This window comes from Pseudomonas sp. P4_B3, assembly GCF_056402295.1.
In genome coordinates, this window is record NZ_JBFUHR010000007.1 from 356,078 (window position 1) to 376,535 (window position 20,458).

Genomic DNA, 20,458 nt, shown 5'->3' on the forward strand with positions numbered 1-20,458 from the left:
CGCTTGGGTTGGATTGCGCGCCCCCGGCCATCGGCCGTGATCGCAGACAGGGAAGTCCGGACACTTTTCACGCCTTACCGGGGCGTGCCTCATTCCCGTCATGAGTACCATCCGATGCTTTTGCAAAAGTCCCTGAGAGCACAAATTCTCGCCCTGCTGAGCGGCAGCCTGCTGGCGATGCTGTTGATCGCGCTGGCGTGCTTTCACTTCCTGTCCAGCGGCGTGCAGAGCTACGCCAATCTGATCGAAGGCCCGCTGCATACCTCGCAATTGATCGATGAAGCCAACCTGCAATTCAAGGTGCAGGTGCAGGAGTGGAAAAACGTCCTGTTGCGCGGCAAGCAACCGGCGGACCTGAGCAAGTACTGGGGGCAATTCGAAGACCGTCAGCGCGATGTGCAAAACATCCTCGGCGAGCTGGCCGGGCAGAAGGGCATCGAGCCGCAACTCAAGAGCCGCATCGAGCGCTTGCGTGACGAACATCGCCAGTTGGGCGCGGCCTATCAGAAGGGCCGGGACGCGTTCGTGGCCGCCGGTGGTGACCCGACGGCAGGCGACGCGGCGGTCAAGGGCGTGGACCGCGCGGCCAGCGATCAGATGAGTGAACTGGTCAGCGAGTTGCGCAAGCAGGGCGCCGAACAATCGACGCTGATCAGCGCCGCTGCCGATCGCACGGTGATGCTGGGGATCATGGTGATGCTGGTTTCGGGTTTGCTGATCGGCCTGCTGAGCCTGTGGCTGGTCAACCGCAACCTGGTCGAGCCGATCCGCAAACTGATCGAATACGTGGCGCAGCTCAGCCAAGGGCGTATTGCCGAGCGCGTGGCCAGCACCCGTCAGGACGAGTTGGGCAAACTGGCGATGGCCGCCAACACCCTGCGCGATTTCCTTGCCGAAACCTTCAGCCGTTTGCAGCGCAGCGCGTCTGACCTGGACAGCGCCAGCGGTGAGTTGAACTCGATCGCCACGGTGATGGCCGGCGGTACCAACGAGCAGTTCAACCGCACCGATCAGGTGGCCACGGCGATGAACGAAATGTCCGCTACCGCACAGGAAGTGGCCCGTCATGCCGCCGAAGCGGCACGGGCCGCCGATGATGCCGACCAGTCCGCCCAGCAGGGCGAAAAAGTCATGCAGGGCACCATCCACACCATCACCCAAATGCGCGGCGAAATCGCCAACACCGCCACGGTCATCCGCCAGCTGGAAACCGACAGCGGGCGTATCGGCAAAGTGCTGGAAGTGATTCGCGGCATCGCCGAACAGACCAACCTGCTGGCGCTCAACGCGGCCATCGAAGCGGCGCGCGCCGGCGAGGCCGGACGCGGATTCGCAGTGGTGGCCGATGAAGTGCGCAGCCTGGCACAGCGCACGGCGGCGTCGATCATCGAGATCAACCAGATCATCCAGACCGTGCAGACCGGTGCAATCGAAGCGGCCCAGGCGATTGAAAGCGGTCAGTCGCGCAGCGAGCAGAGCGTGCAGCAAGTGACCGAGGCCGGCGCCATGCTCGAACGCATCACCCTGGCCGTGGAAGCCATCCGTGACATGAACCGCCAGATCGCCACTGCCGCCGAAGAGCAGACCTCGGTGGCCGAAGACATCTCGCGCAACCTCACCGAGATCACCAGCATTGCCAGTACCAACCTGGACAACGTGCAGCGCACTGAAGCGGCCAGCAGCAACCTGCATGGTTTGTCGGGGCAGTTGAACGAGGTGACGGCGCGTTTGAGCGCTTGAGTCCAGAATGCACAAAAGCCGCACGACTTCTCAATCGTGCGGCTTTTGTGCGCTTCGGGATCAGGTGTCCTGTTTGTTCTTCAGGACCTTGCCGTTGGAGGCATCGATGTCCACATCCCACTCGACGTTTTTGGCATCACGCAGTTCGACTTCGTACTCGTAACCGTTGAAGTAGTTGTCCAGTTCGGTTTTGGTGATCGTTGCACCCGGGTGCAGATCCAGCGCGATCCTGTTCAGATCTTCCAGCGACTTGATCTTGCCGTCCTTGACCAGTTGCGGGATCTCATCGACTCGCACATCGGCCTGGGCCAGGCCCGCGGCGAAGGTCAGGGTTGCAGCGGTCAACAAAGCAGTCAGGGTCTTCATGGGCTTCTTTCCTTGGGTGATCCGTTCAAGTGAGATCAGGTTACCTTGTGTAAATTAATCCACCCTTAAAACCCCCGACATGTCCTGCATCAATCCCTGTAGGAGCGAGCCTGCTCGCGATGCAGGCACCTCGGTGTCATGCCAGGCACGGCTCAATAGCCGTTGTTCTTCAACACTTGATCGACACTCGCCGCCGGGCGTTTATAGAACTTCAGCAATTCACTGGCGCGATTGGTGAAGATGCCGTCGACACCGGCGTCCATGACTTTCTGGTAGTCCACCGCATCGTCGATGGTGTACACGTGCACCAGCAGGCCCTGGTCGTGGGTGTACCGGTTCATCCACGGTTGCACCAGATCGGAGTAACTCTGGTCGCCCCCCTGGGTCAGTGCGGCGGACGGCCCGGTGCCAATTGCACCCTGGGCCTTGGCGTAATCAACCCAACGCTGGAATTCGGCTTTGTCCTTCGGTTGCTGAGCTGCGTAGTACGCGGCCTTGTCCTTGGCGCCGGACTCGGCAAATGTCACCTTGGACTTGGGCTCGATACTGCCTTCACCGACCCACAACAGCAGGATCTTCGGCACCGTCGGCATTTCCTTTTGCAGCAGTTCGAGGCTGCTCTTCTCGAAGGTCTGCAGGACTACCTTACCGTTGCCCTGGCCGACCCCCAGTTCGCTTTTCGCCAGTTTCGAACCGGTCGGGCTCAGCCAGCCACGGTCCTGAAGTTTTGCCTTGAGGTCGTGTTCGATGCCGGGAAACTGCTTCGGCTCCTTGGTCTCGATGTACAGGCCGGGCTTGTGCAGGGCATTGCCCTCGGCGATGTCGATGATTTCATCAAGGGTCAGAATCTTCAGGCCGGCAAAGCCAGGACGCGCGCGATCCGGGTACGCGGTATTGAACCAGCTACCCGCATCCAGGGTTTTCAGTTCGGCCATGGTGAACGCGTTGGCCGGGCTGTCCTTGCGCTCGGGGAATTTGCTGGCGACGTCGGTGGTGCGTTGCAGATTGTTGTCGTGCAGGGCAAACAGCACGCCATCCTTGCTGCGCTGCAGGTCCATTTCCAGATAGTCGGTGCCCAGGTCGCGGGCAGTCTTGTAGGCGGCGGCGGTGGATTCCGGCGCATCGAACGACGCGCCACGGTGGGCGATCACCGCGGGATGCGGAATACCCAGGCGAGTCGCCAGCGCCGCGGGACCGGGTTCGCTGGCGGCCTGTACCTGGCCGAGGCCGAGCAGCAGGCTCAGTAACACGGTGCTTTTAGTAAAGGTTGCAGACATGGTCGAGATCCTTTCGCAATGAGTGAGCGGTCCCTTTTAACAACTGATCTTTGCAGGCGCTATCGCGAGACCGACACAAACCTGTCTAAAGCTGATTTTCGTCAGCGCTTTTGTGCGCCCGATTGCAGTACGCTGGGGCCCTGCAATTTCCCCGGCAGAGGGAAACGCAGGCCCTGCGTGCAAACCAACGATCACCATTGCGGGGTTTACCATGCGCATCACTTCCCAGATCATCTGCCAGGCTGCCGACCAACTCAAAGGCTTCGTCGGCCTCAACCGCAAGACCGGGCACTACATCGTGCGCTTCAGCGAAGACTCGTTCGGCATGGACGTGGCGGACGACGGCATCATCCCGACCAGCGAATTCGTCTGGGCCACTGGTCCCGGGCAGACCATGACGCTCAAGCGTGAGTTGATTCAGTTGTTGCTGGACCAGAACATCGATGACCGGATCAACATCACCGAGCCGTTGCGGGTGTACATGAACCGGCGGGAAGTGCCGGAGATTTCGGCGGTTCGCAGTTTGGTTCAGGGCTGAGTTTTTGCGGTGACTGTTCTGGCCTCTTCGCGGGCAAGCCCGCTCCCACAGAGATCTTGGGTGTACACAAGAAATGTACCCGACACAAAACACTGTAGGAGCGGGCTTGCCCGCGAAGACGGCCTCAAGCACACCACATTATTTACCGGCTGAACCCGTAGGCCCGCTCAACCCGGCACACCCGCGTATGACACCGCGAATACCAGGTCGAGCGCCCACGCTCGCGAATTGCCGCATGCTCCGGATGATGCTTCCACGCCAAAATTGCCGCTTCACTGGCCCAGTACGACACCGTAATCCCAAGCCCATCCTCGCCCCGCGCCGATTCCACCCCGAGAAACCCCGGCTGTTCACGGGCCAGTTCCAGCATCCGTGCGGCCGCTTCGGCGTAACCCAGGTCACCCTCGGCGCGCAGTGAGGTAAAGATCACCGCGTAATAAGGCGCGGCTGACGTATCGGCGATCATGACGACCGCCCCGCACAGGCTTCGACAAAGGCGCCAACCAACGGCGGCAAGACGCCCTTGAGCGCCGCTCGCTCGGGCTGGAACAAGGTCGCGACAAAGAACGGATGACCGCTGAGTTCGACCACGCGCAGTCCTTGTTCAGAATCGTGGCCGACGCTGTGAAGTTCGCGCTTGAGCAGCTCCCTTTCGAACTGCGGATTCACTCCATAGCGACAGCGATAGCCTTCACGAGTTTCGGTGCTTTCGTACGCATCGGCGATCAACGAACCCTCAAGCAAATGAATCGTATCGACTGCCTCCACCAGCGCGCACGACAGTGGCGTCAGCAGCGCCCGCGTTGCATCGGGTGAAGTCTCGCCGTGTTCGGCATCCGACCAGCCCAGCACATTGCGCGCGTATTCCAGCACCGCGTGTTGAAAACCACCGCAGGTGCCGAGGAAAGGTCGCCGTCGTTCGCGGGCAAAACGGATCGCTGTCAATGCGCCGTCCGTACTGCGGTAAGGGCTGGCCGGTACACACCAGAAGCCATCGAAGGTGTGCAGCGGTGACTCGGCGTGGATTTCATCGGTGGGCAGCCATTGCCATTGCACATTCAGACCGCTGTGTTCAGCGGCCTTTTCGAGGGCGACGGGAATGGCCTGGTGGGCGGTGACGTGTGGGTCGTAGTCGCCGATCAGGGCGATGCGAATCGGGTTGGTTTCCATGAGGGGCCTCTGCACTTGTTGATTCCTGGTGCCCACTATAGATTGGCGTTCACGCACTCAATATTGGCGTTCTCCCAAGTGATCAATGCAGTGGCGCACTATCGACTGGACTATCCGGACCTGGCCCTGATTCTCGCACTGATGCGCGGCGGCTCTCTGGCCCGGGCCGCGCAGCTGTTGAAGGTGGATGTCTCGACGGTGTTTCGAGCGGTGCGCCGGCTGGAGGCAGCACTGGGCCAGCAATTGTTCGAAAAAAGCCGCGCCGGTTACCTGCCCACCACCCTGGCGCAGTCCCTGGCTGAACAGGCCGAGCGCGCCGAGCAAGCGCTGGAGGCGGCGCGCATCGGTGTGGAGCAGGGCGGTGAAGTGATCAGCGGCATCGTGCGCCTGACCTGTACCGATTCGGTCCTGCAAGGTTTGCTGTTGCCGGCGCTGGCGCAGTTCATGCCGAACTATCCGGCACTGACCCTCGAACTCAGTACGTCCAATGATTTTGCCAACCTCAGCCGTCGGGATGCCGATATCGCCCTGCGCCTGACCCGCATGCCACCGGAGCATCTTGTAGGACGGCGGCTGGCGGACATTGCCTACCGCGTGTGCGCCAGCGAGCGATACCTGCAATCGGTCAACACCACAGACCTGGCCTCATTGACCTGGATCGCCCCGGATGACTTCCTGCCGGACCACCCGACCGTTACCTGGCGTCGCCAGGCCTTGCCGGGCATAACGCCGGGCTATCGCTGCAACAGCATGCTGTCGGTGACTGAGCTGGTCAGGGCCGGCCTGGGTATAGCGGCGTTACCGGACTTTTTGATCGGCGACGGATTACAGCCGCTGAGCGAACCATTGCACGGATACGACACTGCGCTGTGGCTGCTGACCCGTCCCGACTGCCGCGCCTTGCGCTCGGTGGTCACCTTGTTCGATGAGTTGGGGCGGGCGCTGAAACTGCCGTGAAACCCTTTCAGGTCTTCGGTCCATCCTTGCGCACGAAGTGCTGATGCATTTCCGTGGTCAGGTTTTCGATGCGTTCGGTGAGGGCCTTGGTCATTTCCGTGAGGCGGGTGTTCTGCTCAAGCAACTCCAGCAGTTGTGCGGTGTTTTTCGCGGCTTGCGCCTGTCGCTCGCTGTTGGCGGTCGCCAGCGCTTCGCGGTGCTGCGCATCGGCATCGGATTGGGCTTTGTCCCGCGCGGCCTGACGAGTCTGGGCCAACAGAATCAATGGCGCGGCATAGGCCGATTGCAGGCTGAAAGCCAGGTTGAGCAGGATGAACGGGTACGCATCGAAGTGGGTGAAACCGGACAGGTTGAGGCACACCCAGATCACCACGATCAGCGTTTGTGCGCCGAGAAAAGTCGGTGTGCCGAAGAACCGCGCAAAGGCTTCGGCGCGCAGGGCAAACTTGTCATTGCCAAAGGTCGGCGCAAGGTGGGCATGAGGGCGATGGAAACGCAGGTGATCGACGTGGGGGGCGGTTTCGTGGTTGGTGGTCATGATGCTCTCTGTCTGGCGCTGGGACTGAAGCTCACTATAGCCTCAGCGCCGGTTTCATTCTGAAACACATTGAGCCGTTCAAATCAGAGCCATCAATCCTTCGACACCGCCGTTGACCTTGTCATTTATTGCAACTGATAGCAGGCCAGAAACATGTCCAGCGCGGACTCGGCCACCTGGTGTTGTTCTTCGGGTGACAAGCAAGGCTGGCCCATGGAAATCTGCGGCCAGAATGCAAACGACTTGAGCAGCCCCTGTACCTGTTGTGCAGCAAACTCAGGGGCAATGGCTTTCAACCGGCCATCGGCCTGAGCGGCACGAATCCACACCGTCAGCCCTTCTTCGCGTTCGCCCATTCGGGCCACCATATTCTGCGCCCGTTCCGGGGAATGAATCGTCGCCGCTATCGCCACCCGTGCCAGGTCGAGAAAATTGTCATCGCCCAACATGTGCAGCTTGGCCATCAGCAACTCGCGCAGTTGATCGCGTAGCGGCAGGTCGGGACGGTAGGCCGTTTCCTGTTCTGCCGTCACCCGGATCCATAGTTGATTGAGAATTTCGGCGAACAACTCTTCCTTGCTGGGGAAGTGGTTGTACACCGTGCGCTTCGACACGCCGGCAGTGGCCGCAATCTTGTCCATGCTGGTGATCTCGAAACCGTTGTCACGGAACTCGTTGATCGCGGCTTGAATGATCGCTTGGCGTTTTCGGTCGGTGAGGCGCTGTGGAGCTGTCATAAGTACGCTTCGGCAGGAAGAAAGTGAGAATTACACTCGGTAGTTTACTTGTCATCGACTTTGATGCAACCTAGAAACTACACTGTGCAGTGTAATGTTTTGTTAATCCTGCCCAGTAAAAATAGAAAGTCCGGCTAATGCGTGCGTGCCTTGGCCATTTATCGTCCCAAAGCGGAAAATCGCGTCATGCGCGGTTTTTCTGGAGTCATTCAGTCATGGCCAATTCAAACTCCCCGGCGGACAACGCCTCCACACCCGAAGCGTCCCGACAGGCTCAAGGGCAGTATCAAAACTTCACGCCGGTTCAACGTTTAAGCTTTGGCAAAACCATGGGCATCCTGTGGAACGCGCTGTTCCACAAACCGCAAAACACCCGCCCGAGCGCGCCCGTCCCAGTGCAAGCCCTGACTCAAGCCGCGCTGATCGCAGCGCCCAACCACAGCGTCTATCGCCTGGGCCACTCCACGGTGTTGCTCAAACTGCGCAACAAATTCTGGATCACCGACCCGGTATTCGCCGAGCGTGCCTCACCGGTGCAATGGGCCGGCCCCAAGCGTTTCCACCAGCCACCGATCAGCCTGGAAGAATTGCCACCGATTGAAGCGGTGATCCTGTCCCACGATCACTACGACCACCTGGATTACCAGGCCGTGCTGAAGCTCGCGGACAAGACCAAATACTTCCTTACCCCGCTGGGCGTAGGCGACACCCTGATCAAGTGGGGTATCGACGCCAGCAAAGTCCGCCAACTGGATTGGTGGCAAGGCACGGAAGTCGAAGGCATCCAGTTCATCGCCACCCCGTCGCAGCACTTTTCCGGCCGTGGCCTGTTCGACAGCAACAGCACCCTCTGGGCCTCGTGGGTGATGATCGACGGCGACACACGCATCTTCTTCAGCGGCGACAGCGGCTACTTCGACGGCTTCAAACGCATCGGCGAACAGTACGGCCCATTCGACCTGACCCTGATGGAAACCGGTGCCTACAACGTCGACTGGCCGCACGTGCACATGCAACCCGAACAAACCCTGCAAGCCCACCTCGACCTCAAGGGCCGCTGGCTACTGCCGATCCACAACGGCACCTTCGACCTGTCGATGCACGCCTGGTACGAACCCTTCGACCGTATCCTGGCCCTGGCCTGGGAGCGCAACGTATCGATCACCACACCGCAGATGGGGGAGGCGTTCAACTTGATGCATCCGCAGCGCGGTGGTGCGTGGTGGCTGACGGTGGAAGGGGAGAGTGAGCGGGTGGTGGTGCAGAACGCGTAGAGTGATGGGCCCTGTAGGAGCGAGCTTGCTCGCGATGGACGTTAACGATAACGCGCATTTCCTGGCCAAACATGTCGCCCTTTAGTCCATCGCGAGCAAGCTCGCTCCTACAGGGGGCCATTTATCGTCAGTCAGTGAGTTGGCTCACTCAACCATCGCAAAATCCGCCCGACCAACCGGATTCGGCGTCGACCCTTTCACATTCATCCCTCGACCCGGCGCAAACCCCGGGAAGAACACCAACCCCTCCGATTCGAACCGATAGGCCAACGCCAGGCGCGTGACATCCAGCACCTCCTGGCGTGCCTCGAAGCGTTGAATGGCCTCCACCGAGACTCGGGATTCCCGCGACAGCTCTTGCACACTCCAGCCCAGCATCGCTCGGGCCTGGGCGCAGTGGGCCGGGGTGAATTGGAAGAGGGCGATACGTTCCAGGGTGATTTTCATCGCTTGAGAGGCCATGGTGTTCTCCGGGCTCGAGAGTGTCGGTCAAAATATACTGTGTTTTTGTACAGTTGTTTTGGGCCCGGATCAAACGCATTTTTTGATTTGTCTTTTCAGCCAGACGAACGGCACTGCGCTTATTTGCCCGCCAACCCCGGCGCTTCCCGCACAATAAAGTGATCCAGGTTTTCAATGTTGGCGCTGAACACCCCGAACGTCTGCTCGGGGTTTTTCTTGCTCGGCACCTGCTTCAGCTCGGGCGTTACGCCATAAAAGAAGCAATACAACTCCCGCCCACTCTCGATGGCGTGCTTGATCTCCTCCAGGAACGCCTTGCGCTTGCGGTAGCTGTCGATGAGTTTTTTGCTCAGGTAGACATTGACCGAGTAAGGCTTTTTCTCGAACCAGACCTTCTTCTCGAAGTCGATGCGAAAACTCTGGGTGTAGTCCTTGATCTCCTTGACCTTGCCCCAGTAAATCAGTCCCTTGTTGTCCTGCAGGTATTCGATCTTCTTGAAAAACGACCCGTAAGGCGCGGTGTGCTCGCCAATCTTCAGTGGCACGCGCTTGAGCAAATCCTTGTCATCGAAGTTCGATACGAAACATTCCACCGGATGGGCGAAGACGCTGGTCTTGTCCGGTGCTGATTCCCTGCCTGGTTGCTCGACGTTGCTGGCTACCGAAGGCGTTAGCGACTCATCCCGCACCCCATCCGCCGCGACCTTCGGACTGGACGGCTTACGCACGTACTCACGCCGGGTCAGTAATAATTCCGAGGGGAAATTTTCCTCGCGGCTGTCATCCGTTTCCGCCTCATCCGCACCCGACGCCGGCGACTTCAAACTGACATAAGGGCAACCCTCGACATGTCGCGTACTTGGCAAGTTCTTGAAGTGCGGCGTGCGCACGTAATTCACGTTCTTCGCGTTGAACGTACCCAGCTCATTGGCCGTGTCGAACGCCAGGCGACAGGCATCGCTCGGGCATTGGAAATGTTCCCTGGCGGAATCGAAATCCATCGTCTCGTCGAAATTCAGATCCCGAACGTCGTAGATCGACAACTTGTCGTTGAGGCTGAGGCAGTAGGCGAGGTCGAATTTCATGTCGGGTTCCAGGTCCTTTAGTTGGCCAGCTTCCAGTGATGGCGCATTCGAAGCAATAGCTACACTGTGATCACTTCGATATCGCCGAGTCTGCAGAGTCCATCAAAGAGGGCGGTTTCATGAGCCATTCAGATGCTTCGCCCTCCCTCCCGGAGCCGGGCCGGATAGCACGCCGGGATGAACAGACCGGTTGGCGCCGCTGGCTACCGGGACTGGGCATGCTGCGCGAATACCAATTGGCATGGCTGCGTTACGACATCGTGGCCGGCCTGGTGCTGACCACGATGCTGGTGCCCGTCGGTATCGCCTATGCGGTGGCTTCGGGCGTGCCGGGCATTTATGGCCTCTACGCGACCATTGTTCCGCTGCTGTTTTATGCCTTGTTCGGCCCCAGCCGAATTCTGGTGATGGGGCCGGATTCCTCCCTGGTGGCCGTCATCCTTGCCGTCATCCTTCCACTCTCCGGCGGCGATCCGCAGCGTGCCGTCGCCCTGGCGGGGATGATGGCGATCGTCTCGGGAGCGGTGTGTATCCTGGCCGGTATGGCGCGCCTGGGTTTTATCACCGAGCTGCTGTCCAAACCGATCCGCTACGGCTACATGAACGGCATCGCACTGACCGTATTGATCAGCCAATTGCCCAAACTGTTCGGTTTTTCGATTGAGTCCAACGGTCCATTGAGAGACTTATGGTCCATCGCCTCAGCGGTGATGGAGGGTAAAGTCAACTGGACCACCTTCATGGTGGGCGGGCTCACCCTGGCGGTGATCCTGCTGCTCAAAAGGTGGCCGCGGTTGCCGGGCATCCTGATCGCGGTGGTTGGCGCGACGGTCGCGGTGGGAGTACTCGACCTTGCGACACGCGCCGGCGTGAAGGTCCTCGGTTCGCTCCCGCAAGGCTTGCCCGGATTCGCCATCCCCTGGATCACCAGCGCCGACATCGTCCCGGTTTTGATCGGTGGTTGCGCCGTCGCACTCGTCTCGTTCGCCGACACCAGCGTGCTCTCCCGTGTCTATGCGGCGCGGACCCGAACCTACGTCAACCCGAACCAGGAAATGGTGGGCCTGGGCATCGCTAACCTGGCTGCCGGTTTTTTCCAAGGCTTCCCGATCAGCAGCAGTTCGTCACGTACGCCCGTGGCCGAGGCTGCCGGTGCCAAAACCCAACTGACCGGCGTCGTCGGCGCACTGGCGGTTGCCCTGTTGCTGCTGGTGGCGCCTGACCTGTTGCAGCATTTACCGTCCAGCGCACTGGCGGCGGTGGTGATCGCCTCGGCCATTGGCTTGATCGAGATCACCGACCTGCGCCGGATCTATCGCATCCAGCGTTGGGAATGCTGGCTATCGATTGTCTGTACGGTCGGCGTGGCCGTGTTCGGCGCGATCGAGGGCATCGGCCTGGCCATCGTGATTGCGATCATTGAATTCCTCTGGGATGGCTGGCGCCCGTACTCCGCGGTGTTGGGCCGCGCCGATGGAGTCAAGGGCTACCACGACATCAAACGCTACCCCGACGCGCGTCTGATACCCGGCCTGGTCCTGTTTCGCTGGGATGCGCCCTTGTTCTTCGCCAATGCCGAGCTGTTCAGCGACCGAGTGCTGGACGCCGTGGCCGCATCGCCCACGCCCGTGCGCTGGCTGGTGGTCGCCGCAGAACCTGTGACCAGCGTCGACGTGACCTCCGCCGACATGCTCGCCGAACTGGACGACACCTTGCACGCGGCGGGCATCGAGTTGTGCTTTGCCGAGATGAAGGACCCGGTCAAGGACAAGCTCAAGCGGTTTGGATTGTTTGCGCGTTTGGGGGAGACGGCGTTTTTTCCAACGGTCGGGGCGGCTGTGAATAGCTATGTCGCGATGTATTCGGTGGATTGGGTGAAAGGATAGGTGCTCCCGTCATTGGACAAGCCCCCATCGTCTGACTAGCGTTGTCTGGCAGATCGAATCGCCGCATGCCGCTGGCTCAAGCGCCGGATCAGGCGAATTGTCCAGCCATCCAAGCCTTGATTGCCGTGAAACCCGAGAGATCGAAATAGAGACTTCACAGCAAGGAGCGCACCATGCCGAACAACTGGCCCGCCGGGATTGAGCACGTTGTCGTGCTGATGATGGAAAACCGATCATTCGATCATCTGCTGGGGGATTACACCCGCATCAACCCCGCGTGTGACGGTATCGACCGTAACGCGCCCAGCACCAATGCGCTGAAGCTGGCCAATGGTAATTCGACGGTGATCACTCAGGCATCGGAGTTCCCGGAGAACTACAGCCTGTGGGCGCCGCCACCCCCTCTGCCTCCGGCGCTGCCGCCGAGCAACAGCGAGGGTTTCGACCTTGGCCACGAGTTCGTCAACGTAGAGAAACAACTGGGCGTCTCCTTCAAGACCAGCCCGGCCAACCCCACGCTCGCCGGTTTTGCCCAGGACGCCTACGACAAGGCCCGCACCGACCTGAAGGTGTACAAAACCTGGTCGCAATCCATGGCCCAACGGGCGATGAACTACATCCCGTTCGGCGCCACCCCGGCCGACGATACGTTACCGGCAATTCATGGACTGGCACGCAATTTCACCGTGTGTGATCGCTGGTTTTCCTCAGTGCCAGGCCCAACCTGGCCGAACCGTTTTTTTGCCATGCTCGGCAGTTGCAATGGCCACTTGCTGATGCCCTCCACCGGCACGGTACTGGCCGGCATCAAAAGCCTGATCGCACAGTTTGGCGGCGAGAGTATCTTTTCGCTGCTGCGCAACAACGGCCACGACGCGCGAATTTATTCCGACGGCGCCGTGCCGCTGGCGGCGCTGGTCAAGGGTGGTTTGCAGCACCTGAGCATCGACGACTTCAAGTCGGACGTCGCCGGTAACAAACTCCCCGAACTGTCCTGGATCGAGCCGAGCTATGGCCTGCTCAACGGTAAACTCGGGCCAAACGTGTCACATCATCCGCCTGAAGACCTGCGTTTCGGCGATCAGTTTGTCGGTGAGATATTCAACGCCTTGTCGGCCAACACCGCTGTCTGGAATAAAACCCTGTTCGTGCTGCTGTACGACGAGCATGGCGGTTTCCATGACCACGTGGTGCCGCCGACTTGCGTGGCGACCGGTTCAACGGTCGATGTCCCCTGGAAAAATCCCTTCACCCGTCTCGGCGTTCGTGTTCCGGCGATCCTGGCTTCGCCGTGGCTCAAGCCGGGCTTGATCCCCTGGACGGGCGATGTCCAGGCGCAGCATTACGATCACACCAGCCTGCTGGCGTTTCTTTGCGATCACTTCAAATTGCCACGCAGCGCCCTCGGCCCACGGGTGGTCGCCGCGCAGCACTTCGGCAATGCGCCCATCTGGCGCACTGCACCGGGTGTATCGGCTGCGCCAAAGTTGACGGCCACCGTGGTGCCGAGTCGCACCGGGTTGCCATTGATCGAGTCCGAACTGGCGACCCAGAGTCGACAGGTGGTGGACAGCGCTACCGGTTACCTCGACGGCCTCGATCCGGAGCAGATCTGGAAGAGCAGCGCCCAATGGGTCAGCGGTTTTCTCGGCAATCGCAGCCGCGCCTTGGCTGATCCGGGGCAAGCGGCACTCACGCCTGCCGCGCCCAGTGCAGATAGCCTGGAGGCAAAACTGCGGCGCCTGCAGGATTTGATGGTCACTGCCCAAGGGCAAACGGTGCCTCCGGTTGCGGCGCCGGCCAGCAAAGCCTTGGTCGAGCCGGGATCGGAGGTCGCGCCAACACGGCTGCGCGTCCTGTGCCTGCCCGGTGTCGGGTTCAGCCGGGCAACGGGCGGGCAGGGCGGCATCGACGCGAACTGGCAGGAGCAATGGCGCACATTGATCCGCACTCAACTGGCACAGAACGGTCGCCCCATCGATGACCAGGACATCGACTTTCTGACTTTCGATGACCAGCTCAAGGAAGGACCGGACTTCGCCCAGATCACCCGAGGCCTGGCGATGCTGAGGGCCGACGCCAGGGGCAAGGCCGACGAGAACTTCGGCAGTTGGGGCTTGCCGGTCAACCAGATGTTGCGCACCACGGTGGGCGCCCTCGTGCAATGGATCGAAGACGCCGATTTGCGCACGGAGTTGACTCAACATCTGCTCGCAAAGATCGAGGCATTCAATCCGCAGATCATCTTCGCCCAAGGCCTGGGCAGCCTGATCGGCTACGACGCCCTGCGCCGTTCGGTGGCGAAAAAAGGTTCGGCGCTCAAGCGCATCGATGGCCGAGTATTCGTCAGTTTTGGCTCACCGATCGCACTGCCGCTGGTGATGCGCGAAGTGTGGGGCGGGCGGGTCTTGCGCCTGAGCGAAAACGGCCGAGGCATCCGCCGCTGGTTCCACCTCCATAACCCCAACGACGGCTTGCTGACCCGGCCGATCACTTCGCCGGATTCCGCGCGAGTCGACCTGCAAACCGAATTCACCTTGCCATTGCGCGATGATCTGCTCGACCTCAATCACGCCGCCCAGGCCTACTTGTCGTCACCCACCAGCCAGACCGGCCTCTGGCCGCAACTGGCCCGCGATGTGGTGGCCGCACGGGCACTGGAAGTGCCGGCGTTCCTGTCCCGCAGTGGCCAACGCAAACGCCGCGCCCTGGTGGTCGGCATCAACGATTACCGCGACCCGAGCGCACGCCTCGACGGCTGCATCAACGACACCTACCTGATCAGCCGCATGCTCCAGGAAAGCGGCTACGACGCCGGCGACATCCGATTGCTGCACGACGCCCGAGCGACCCGAGCCAACTTCGTCGAGCGCCTCGAATGGCTGGTGGAAGGCGCCCGCGCCGGCGACGAGCGCGTGTTGTTCTACTCCGGCCACGGCACCCAACTGCCGGTCTACAGCAGCAGCGGCGAAGCCGACTGCATGGACGAAACCCTGGTACTCCACGACTTCGACTGGGACGACGAAAGCACCCACTTCACCGACAAACTGTTCCGCCAGTTCTACAGCCACCTGCCATTCGACCCGGACGGCCACGGTGCCAAACTCACCGTCATATTCGACTGCTGCTACGCCGGCGGCATGACCCGCGGCAACGGCCGCGTGCGCGGCATCACCCCACCCAGCGACATCCGCCACCGCATGCTGCGCTGGGACCCCTACGCCGGCGACTGGGACCGCCGCGTCTACGCCGTCGACACCGACCGCCGCGACTTCAGCGAACAAGACAACAAAACCCGCGGCCTCACCCGCACCCGCACCACCCAAGGCGCCGCCACGGGCCTGCGCCCCGAGAAAAAAGCCCAACTGCTGCGCCAGGGCAAACTCTACGGCCACCATGGGCCCTATATGCCCCTGATGCTCTACGCCGCGCGGGAGAACGAAAAAGCCGGCGAATATGTGGCGGGCTCCAACCACTACGGCGCCTTCACCTACGCCCTGGTCGAACAACTACGCAAATTGCATCAGGAGGATGCGACGTTGGGGTTTGATCGGTTGATTGAACGGGTGGGGAGTGTGTTGAGTGCAAGGTCGTTTGGGCAGACGCCGGAGGTTGTCGGGCCGAGCGGGGTGAGGGCGGCGGTGTGTCCGTGGCGGATTAGTGGGTTGGGGAAATGATCACGTAACTGCAGTCACAGCCAAAGAAAAGGGCCGCGGGATAATCCTGCGGCCCTGATAACACCGACGTTCCCAAGCCAACTGCTGAACCCCTGTGGGAGCGAGCTTGAACTGGCCTAATGATTTTGGACACTTCAATCGGGCGCTATGATGGCGCCCAAATCTGAGGTGTTTGGCTATGCGTAAATCTTTTTCGAGTGAGTTCAAACTCAGGCAGCCAATTTTTTATGTGAGCGAACAATCAGTACCCACGCATCACTCGTGAAGCCTTCCGCCACCACGATTCACGCCGATTGAATGGATCATCCGCCAGAACACACGGCATATCCCGCAACCGAATCCAGGGTTCATTCTGCCAGTGCAGCATGCCGAGCGACATTTGAGGCCAGTCCAGCACACTCAGCGTTGGCCGCTCCACCATCCGCAATGGCCGCGCATCACGCAGCGCAGGCACCACCTGATGAGTCAGCCACTCTCGCAGTAATCGATTCTCAGGGCAGTAGTGATAAATCAACAACGCATACACACCTGACTCGCTCACCATCAAACGCTCTTTAGCGGAGCCATAGAGGTCAACGAGCATCATTTGTCTCTGGTCCGCATCGAGCTTGCGCGTCATGCGCTCATCAAGATGTTTGCCCATCAGCCGCCCTAGATCATGCGCGCAGAACCAAGCCTGGTTCTCCAAAAGAAAGGCATGCAGGTGGACGTTATGACGAGTGAAAAGGGTAGGGTTGAGTGATTCAGGCATGGCGAGCCTCCTGGAGCGGAAGCACGTGGTTGGATCTGTGGGTACGGCGATGCACCTTCTTCGTGAAGGTCGGATTGTCAGGCATTTCCTTTACCTCTGGCTGCTTTCTTAGGGCATTCGTTAAGGGTGTCGGGAGCTAAGAAACCCACCAGAGACGGGCCGGACATATTCCCCTTTCGGGTCTTGTATTCGCCCACTCCCGACATAACGGGAATTTTTCGCAGACGTAGAGAAACCGCAGACGAAAAAAAGCCGCATGACTGTCGGGTGCGGAGGGCCGCTCTGGTTTGTAGAGTTTCTTAGGCTCGGGGCCGAGGGTAGGAGGATCAGATGGTTCCGTCAACCCGCAGTTCGATTCATAAATTTCTGTACACAAGGATCGCTGGACAACGACGAAGAGTGAATTAGACTGGCTGCATATACAGTATTTTCGTTTGCAAATTCTTATCCTTAGCCCCGTCGTGCGCCATCAACCCAAATGTTTGGGACCCCAAGAAATTTCATTTACTTTGAAGTATCAAGGGCTAGAATGGTGACCATTCGTCACAGCTTTGACCCAGAGGAATTCGGGCTCATGAATCTTTTTGAAACACCATCTTTTGAATCTTTGAGTGAAATGAGTTCGCGCTCCCATGACACAGATACCCATCCAGCCACTGATCTCGCACTGCTTCATAAGCTGCTGGAAATCTATGACCAAGGTCAGCTCGCTGAGATTCTCAACGATGTCAGTCCGACTCACTGGTGTCGTGAAACCATAAATCGTTGGGTCAAAGGCAAGGCTTCACCGAAGCTTTCCCATATTGAATTCACTCGTTTGGACGCTCTTTTGCCCAAACGCCTGAACCACAAACCTTCGTTTACCTTCATTGACCTTTTTGCTGGCATAGGCGGTATCAGAAAGGGTTTTGAAGCCATCGGTGGAGAGTGCCTTTTCACCTCCGAGTGGAACAAGTACGCGGTCAAAACCTATAAAGCGAACCACTTTTGCGACCCGGCTCGGCATCGTTTCAACCTGGATATTCGTTCGGTCACCCTTTCGGACAAGCCTGAGGTGAGTGATGAGGAGGCTTACAGGAATATTGATCGTGAGATCCCTGATCATGATGTCCTGTTGGCAGGTTTTCCATGTCAGCCGTTTTCCTTGGCGGGTGTTTCCAAGAAAAACTCCCTGGGTAGGAAGCACGGCTTCGAATGCGAAACACAAGGAACTCTGTTTTTTGATGTGGCCCGGATTATCGCTGCAAAACGACCAGCTGCGTTCTTGCTTGAGAACGTGAAAAACCTAAAAAGCCACGATAAAGGCAATACCTTCCGGATCATCTGCGAAGCTCTCGATGAACTGGGTTACGAAGTTGCAGACGTCAATGCGCCGAAGGGTACAGATCCCAAAGTCATCGATGCACGGCACTTTCTGCCACAGCACCGTGAGCGAATCGTGTTGGTAGGTTTCCGTCGGGACCTGAATGTTCACCAAGGCTTCACGCTACGCGATATCAGCAAACTGATACCCAAGCAGCGACCTAGCTTCGGCGATTTGCTTGATAAGGAAGTGGACAGTAAGTACATCTTGACACCAAAGCTTTGGGACTATCTTTATCGGTATGCTGAAAAACACCGCGAGAAAGGCAATGGTTTTGGCTTTGGTTTGACTCGTCCGAATGATGTGGCGCGCACGCTCTCCGCTAGATATCACAAGGATGGGTCGGAGATTTTGGTAGACCGCGGTTTTCTGGAAAGCCTGGATTTCAACAGCGAACTGAATCAGATCAATCGGCCACGTAGGCTTACTCCACATGAGTGCTCACGCTTGATGGGCTTCGACAAGCCGGGCGAAAGCAATTTTGTGATCCCTGTATCTGATACCCAAGCTTACCGTCAATTTGGTAACTCGGTTGCCGTCCCGGTTTTTGAAGCTGTGGCTCGGCTTATGAAAGATCGTATTTTGGCTGCAAAGGAAAAGACTGCTGACACGGAGCGACCACAGTTGGAGTTTGCCCTTCCCGAGTGAGGAGATAGCCCTCCAGCAGTAAGTCCGGAGCGATTGTGCTCCGGCGCGTCGATCGACATTCTCGAATGCATCGGATTGCTCACATCCACCTTGAGAGTACCCGTTCCCAAGGTATACAAAGGGGTGGAGCTATCGATTGCATGGGGGTGGGTTTTTGGTCGATATCGTGGATGTGGCAACACGCTCTCGAATGATGGCTGGCATTCAGGGTAAAAATACCAAACCAGAAGTTCTAATCCGTAAAGCCTTGCATGCACGTGGCTTTCGCTTCCGCTTGCACGTTAAACATCTCCCCGGTAAACCTGATCTGGTCTTACCAAAATACAACGCAGTGGTGTTTGTGCACGGCTGCTTTTGGCATGGACACACCTGTCGATATTTCAAGGTCCCCCAGACGCGACCTGATTTTTGGTTGGAAAAAATCGGTAAAAATCAGATCAGAGACCGATCCCATGAAACGTCCCTGTTGGGTCAAGGGTGGAGGGTTCTTGTCGTTTGGGAGTGCGCCGTAAGGTCAATGAAGAGAGAGAAATCCCTTTTATTGATTGACCTCATGGCTGAGTGGCTGATAAACGGTAATGAATATTTACAGATAGACGAAAACGCATGTTCACTGACCGCATTAGTGACTACTTCGAAGGTGTAGCCGCCAAGTACCTGAGTGCTGTGGATGCAGATCCAGGCCGCTCTCATCAGCACGAAATTGGTGGCCTTCCTGCCGCAGGATTTAAGCAATACCTAGGTGCTCCTGGGAAGAACGAGGAGTATCGATTTAAAACCAAGCAAATTTATTTTACGGATGAATCTGTTGCGCCCGATATCAGCGAGGGGATGGTCACTTGGTACGACTGTCGGCGAAAGCAACCTCATCGAAGCGCTGAATTTCGTCTCTATTACAATACGAATGCAGTAACCGAGTTGCTTGAAGAGGGAGATTTTCTTCTGGTAGCGAAGATGCGTGATGGGTCATTGCTGATGATTTTCACGCCAGCAGGTAGCACAGTTGAAAGCCAATTGCGGCTTCTGTTCGGTCTGGATCACGTAGACGAAAGCTTCACCTCGGGAACGCTGGACTCTGTGCAGTTGCTTTTACCATTACGGCTAATGCTGGAAGATTTAGGAATTGAAGTAAGCCGAATTGAAACGGGAGATGATGTTTGGCTTGAGCAGCTCGTTCATTTGTTTGGTGGTAAGGCTTTTCCAACGACATCCGCATTCTCGGTTTATGCAAGAAAATCCATTGAAGAAATGGTCGATCCTTTAGGTTGCCCCGATCAGACCATCCTTGATTGGATGGAGCATGAAGAAAAGCTTTTTCGTATTTACGAACGACATTTGGTTCAGCAGCGACTTCGCAGTGGTTTTGGCGAGGCGGGTGATGATGTAGATGAGTTCATCAGTTTCTCTTTGAGCGTGCAAAATCGTCGGAAATCCAGGGTGGGCCATGCATTTGAAGGTCATCTGGATGAAATTTTCCGGTTGCACGGTTTGCGCTTCCAACAGGGGCGAGGTAAAGGTTTAACAACTGAAAATAACTCTAGACCTGATTTCATGTTTCCGGGGTTTTCTGAGTATCGTGACCCTGAATTTCCTGCGGGGAAGCTGATTATGCTGGGCGCGAAGACAACATGTAAAGATCGTTGGCGCCAAGTCTTGACCGAGGCTCACAGGATTCCCGAAAAGCACCTGATTACTATGGAAGCGGCTATTAGTGAATATCAGACTATGGAAATGCAATCTCATCGTTTGAAATTGGTAGTTCCGGAAAAAATTAAAACTACATATACAGACACACAAAGAGAGTGGTTGATAGGGCTTGGTGAGTTTGTAGGGTTGGTGAAGCAGGCTTCCGTATGAGATTTACTAAGTTTTTTGGTTGTTTTGTGTGTGTATAATTTGTTATTTGTTTGAGTGCGTAGAGTGGGGTTTGTAAGTCTGCTTATTTAATTGATTCAGGGTGGTAGTAATAGGTCTGGTGCGATGGTGGGA

The 20,458-nt window shown here is 58.1% G+C and carries 18 protein-coding genes; 9 read left to right on the top strand and 9 right to left on the bottom strand.

The features are described from left to right. Nucleotides 1-114: 114 nt before the first annotated feature. Entirely contained in the window at nucleotides 115-1,740 is a 1,626-nt protein-coding gene (locus tag AC1DWG_RS10435; protein WP_477787739.1) for a methyl-accepting chemotaxis protein, read from the top strand. A gap of 60 nt (nucleotides 1,741-1,800) precedes the next feature. On the opposite strand, the gene AC1DWG_RS10440 is transcribed toward AC1DWG_RS10435, so the two are convergent. Continuing rightward, entirely contained in the window at nucleotides 1,801-2,106 is a 306-nt protein-coding gene (locus tag AC1DWG_RS10440; RefSeq protein WP_108215173.1) for a PepSY domain-containing protein, read from the bottom strand. A gap of 152 nt (nucleotides 2,107-2,258) precedes the next feature. After that, entirely contained in the window at nucleotides 2,259-3,383 is a 1,125-nt protein-coding gene (locus AC1DWG_RS10445) for a glycerophosphodiester phosphodiesterase (protein ID WP_477787740.1), read from the bottom strand. A 211-nt stretch (nucleotides 3,384-3,594) separates the two neighbouring features. On the opposite strand from AC1DWG_RS10445, the gene AC1DWG_RS10450 reads away from it, so the two are divergent. Further along, nucleotides 3,595-3,921, top strand: coding sequence for a DUF2025 family protein (locus tag AC1DWG_RS10450; protein WP_477765452.1), 327 nt, complete (start codon nucleotides 3,595-3,597; stop codon nucleotides 3,919-3,921). A 142-nt stretch (nucleotides 3,922-4,063) separates the two neighbouring features. Here the strand turns inward: AC1DWG_RS10450 and AC1DWG_RS10455 are convergent, their stop codons facing one another. Together AC1DWG_RS10455 and AC1DWG_RS10460 are read right to left on the bottom strand one after the other, a co-directional pair. Beyond that, complete coding sequence (locus AC1DWG_RS10455) at nucleotides 4,064-4,387, bottom strand: antibiotic biosynthesis monooxygenase family protein (protein WP_477787741.1); 324 nt, start codon at nucleotides 4,385-4,387, stop codon at nucleotides 4,064-4,066. Continuing rightward, on the bottom strand, nucleotides 4,384-5,091 hold the full coding sequence (locus AC1DWG_RS10460) for a CTP synthase C-terminal region-related (seleno)protein (protein ID WP_477787742.1): 708 nt from the start codon (nucleotides 5,089-5,091) through the stop codon (nucleotides 4,384-4,386). Before AC1DWG_RS10460 ends, AC1DWG_RS10455 begins: the two co-directional genes overlap by 4 nt. A gap of 15 nt (nucleotides 5,092-5,106) precedes the next feature. Between AC1DWG_RS10460 and AC1DWG_RS10465 the strand changes: the two genes are divergently transcribed. Beyond that, nucleotides 5,107-6,048, top strand: coding sequence for a LysR family transcriptional regulator (locus AC1DWG_RS10465; RefSeq protein WP_477787743.1), 942 nt, complete (start codon nucleotides 5,107-5,109; stop codon nucleotides 6,046-6,048). Nucleotides 6,049-6,055: 7 nt separating this feature from the next. Here the strand turns inward: AC1DWG_RS10465 and AC1DWG_RS10470 are convergent, their stop codons facing one another. Together AC1DWG_RS10470 and AC1DWG_RS10475 are read right to left on the bottom strand one after the other, a co-directional pair. Then, the gene (locus tag AC1DWG_RS10470; RefSeq protein WP_477787744.1) at nucleotides 6,056-6,586 is read right to left on the bottom strand and encodes a DUF1003 domain-containing protein; all 531 of its coding nucleotides are present in this window, start codon (nucleotides 6,584-6,586) and stop codon (nucleotides 6,056-6,058) included. A 125-nt stretch (nucleotides 6,587-6,711) separates the two neighbouring features. Beyond that, nucleotides 6,712-7,323 (bottom strand): TetR/AcrR family transcriptional regulator, encoded by a 612-nt coding sequence (locus AC1DWG_RS10475; RefSeq protein ID WP_477787745.1) that lies wholly within the window; start codon nucleotides 7,321-7,323, stop codon nucleotides 6,712-6,714. A 215-nt stretch (nucleotides 7,324-7,538) separates the two neighbouring features. On the opposite strand from AC1DWG_RS10475, the gene AC1DWG_RS10480 reads away from it, so the two are divergent. Beyond that, on the top strand, nucleotides 7,539-8,597 hold the full coding sequence (locus AC1DWG_RS10480) for an MBL fold metallo-hydrolase (RefSeq protein WP_477787746.1): 1,059 nt from the start codon (nucleotides 7,539-7,541) through the stop codon (nucleotides 8,595-8,597). A 144-nt stretch (nucleotides 8,598-8,741) separates the two neighbouring features. Here AC1DWG_RS10480 and AC1DWG_RS10485 read toward each other — a convergent pair whose 3' ends face one another. Both AC1DWG_RS10485 and AC1DWG_RS10490 read right to left on the bottom strand, forming a co-directional pair. Continuing rightward, nucleotides 8,742-9,059, bottom strand: coding sequence for a helix-turn-helix domain-containing protein (locus AC1DWG_RS10485; protein WP_477754433.1), 318 nt, complete (start codon nucleotides 9,057-9,059; stop codon nucleotides 8,742-8,744). Between the two features lie 119 nt (nucleotides 9,060-9,178). Continuing rightward, complete coding sequence (locus tag AC1DWG_RS10490; RefSeq protein WP_477787747.1) at nucleotides 9,179-10,144, bottom strand: hypothetical protein; 966 nt, start codon at nucleotides 10,142-10,144, stop codon at nucleotides 9,179-9,181. 119 nt (nucleotides 10,145-10,263) lie between these two features. Between AC1DWG_RS10490 and AC1DWG_RS10495 the strand changes: the two genes are divergently transcribed. Beyond that, complete coding sequence (locus AC1DWG_RS10495; RefSeq protein WP_477787748.1) at nucleotides 10,264-12,030, top strand: SulP family inorganic anion transporter; 1,767 nt, start codon at nucleotides 10,264-10,266, stop codon at nucleotides 12,028-12,030. A 173-nt stretch (nucleotides 12,031-12,203) separates the two neighbouring features. Beyond that, nucleotides 12,204-15,707, top strand: a complete 3,504-nt coding sequence (locus tag AC1DWG_RS10500; protein ID WP_477787749.1) for an alkaline phosphatase family protein — start codon at nucleotides 12,204-12,206, stop codon at nucleotides 15,705-15,707. Nucleotides 15,708-15,948: 241 nt separating this feature from the next. Here AC1DWG_RS10500 and AC1DWG_RS10505 read toward each other — a convergent pair whose 3' ends face one another. Continuing rightward, a complete protein-coding gene (locus AC1DWG_RS10505) occupies nucleotides 15,949-16,458 on the bottom strand; it encodes a BRO-N domain-containing protein (protein ID WP_477787750.1) in 510 nt (169 codons plus the stop codon). Between the two features lie 574 nt (nucleotides 16,459-17,032). On the opposite strand from AC1DWG_RS10505, the gene dcm reads away from it, so the two are divergent. From dcm to AC1DWG_RS10520, 3 genes are all read left to right on the top strand, one after another. Further along, nucleotides 17,033-18,469: a DNA (cytosine-5-)-methyltransferase gene (dcm, locus tag AC1DWG_RS10510; protein WP_477787751.1), complete on the top strand. Its 1,437-nt coding sequence runs from the start codon at nucleotides 17,033-17,035 to the stop codon at nucleotides 18,467-18,469. Between the two features lie 172 nt (nucleotides 18,470-18,641). After that, entirely contained in the window at nucleotides 18,642-19,115 is a 474-nt protein-coding gene (locus AC1DWG_RS10515) for a very short patch repair endonuclease (protein ID WP_477787804.1), read from the top strand. Next, nucleotides 19,076-20,326, top strand: a complete 1,251-nt coding sequence (locus tag AC1DWG_RS10520; RefSeq protein ID WP_477787752.1) for a type II restriction endonuclease — start codon at nucleotides 19,076-19,078, stop codon at nucleotides 20,324-20,326. The genes AC1DWG_RS10515 and AC1DWG_RS10520 overlap by 40 nt, the downstream gene beginning before the upstream one ends. The last annotated feature ends 132 nt before the right edge of the window (nucleotides 20,327-20,458 follow it).

Coding starts and splice junctions, on each gene's coding strand:
- AC1DWG_RS10450 (WP_477765452.1), top strand. CDS start 3,595: ATGCGCATCACTTCCCAGATCATCTGCCAGGCTGCCGACCAACTCAAA.
- AC1DWG_RS10485 (WP_477754433.1), bottom strand. CDS start 9,059: ATGGCCTCTCAAGCGATGAAAATCACCCTGGAACGTATCGCCCTCTTC.
- AC1DWG_RS10505 (WP_477787750.1), bottom strand. CDS start 16,458: ATGCCTGAATCACTCAACCCTACCCTTTTCACTCGTCATAACGTCCAC.
- AC1DWG_RS10480 (WP_477787746.1), top strand. CDS start 7,539: ATGGCCAATTCAAACTCCCCGGCGGACAACGCCTCCACACCCGAAGCG.
- AC1DWG_RS10490 (WP_477787747.1), bottom strand. CDS start 10,144: ATGAAATTCGACCTCGCCTACTGCCTCAGCCTCAACGACAAGTTGTCG.
- AC1DWG_RS10460 (WP_477787742.1), bottom strand. CDS start 5,091: ATGGAAACCAACCCGATTCGCATCGCCCTGATCGGCGACTACGACCCA.
- AC1DWG_RS10470 (WP_477787744.1), bottom strand. CDS start 6,586: ATGACCACCAACCACGAAACCGCCCCCCACGTCGATCACCTGCGTTTC.
- AC1DWG_RS10475 (WP_477787745.1), bottom strand. CDS start 7,323: ATGACAGCTCCACAGCGCCTCACCGACCGAAAACGCCAAGCGATCATT.
- AC1DWG_RS10435 (WP_477787739.1), top strand. CDS start 115: ATGCTTTTGCAAAAGTCCCTGAGAGCACAAATTCTCGCCCTGCTGAGC.
- AC1DWG_RS10440 (WP_108215173.1), bottom strand. CDS start 2,106: ATGAAGACCCTGACTGCTTTGTTGACCGCTGCAACCCTGACCTTCGCC.
- AC1DWG_RS10445 (WP_477787740.1), bottom strand. CDS start 3,383: ATGTCTGCAACCTTTACTAAAAGCACCGTGTTACTGAGCCTGCTGCTC.
- AC1DWG_RS10520 (WP_477787752.1), top strand. CDS start 19,076: ATGTTCACTGACCGCATTAGTGACTACTTCGAAGGTGTAGCCGCCAAG.
- AC1DWG_RS10455 (WP_477787741.1), bottom strand. CDS start 4,387: ATGATCGCCGATACGTCAGCCGCGCCTTATTACGCGGTGATCTTTACC.
- dcm (WP_477787751.1), top strand. CDS start 17,033: ATGAATCTTTTTGAAACACCATCTTTTGAATCTTTGAGTGAAATGAGT.
- AC1DWG_RS10500 (WP_477787749.1), top strand. CDS start 12,204: ATGCCGAACAACTGGCCCGCCGGGATTGAGCACGTTGTCGTGCTGATG.
- AC1DWG_RS10495 (WP_477787748.1), top strand. CDS start 10,264: ATGAGCCATTCAGATGCTTCGCCCTCCCTCCCGGAGCCGGGCCGGATA.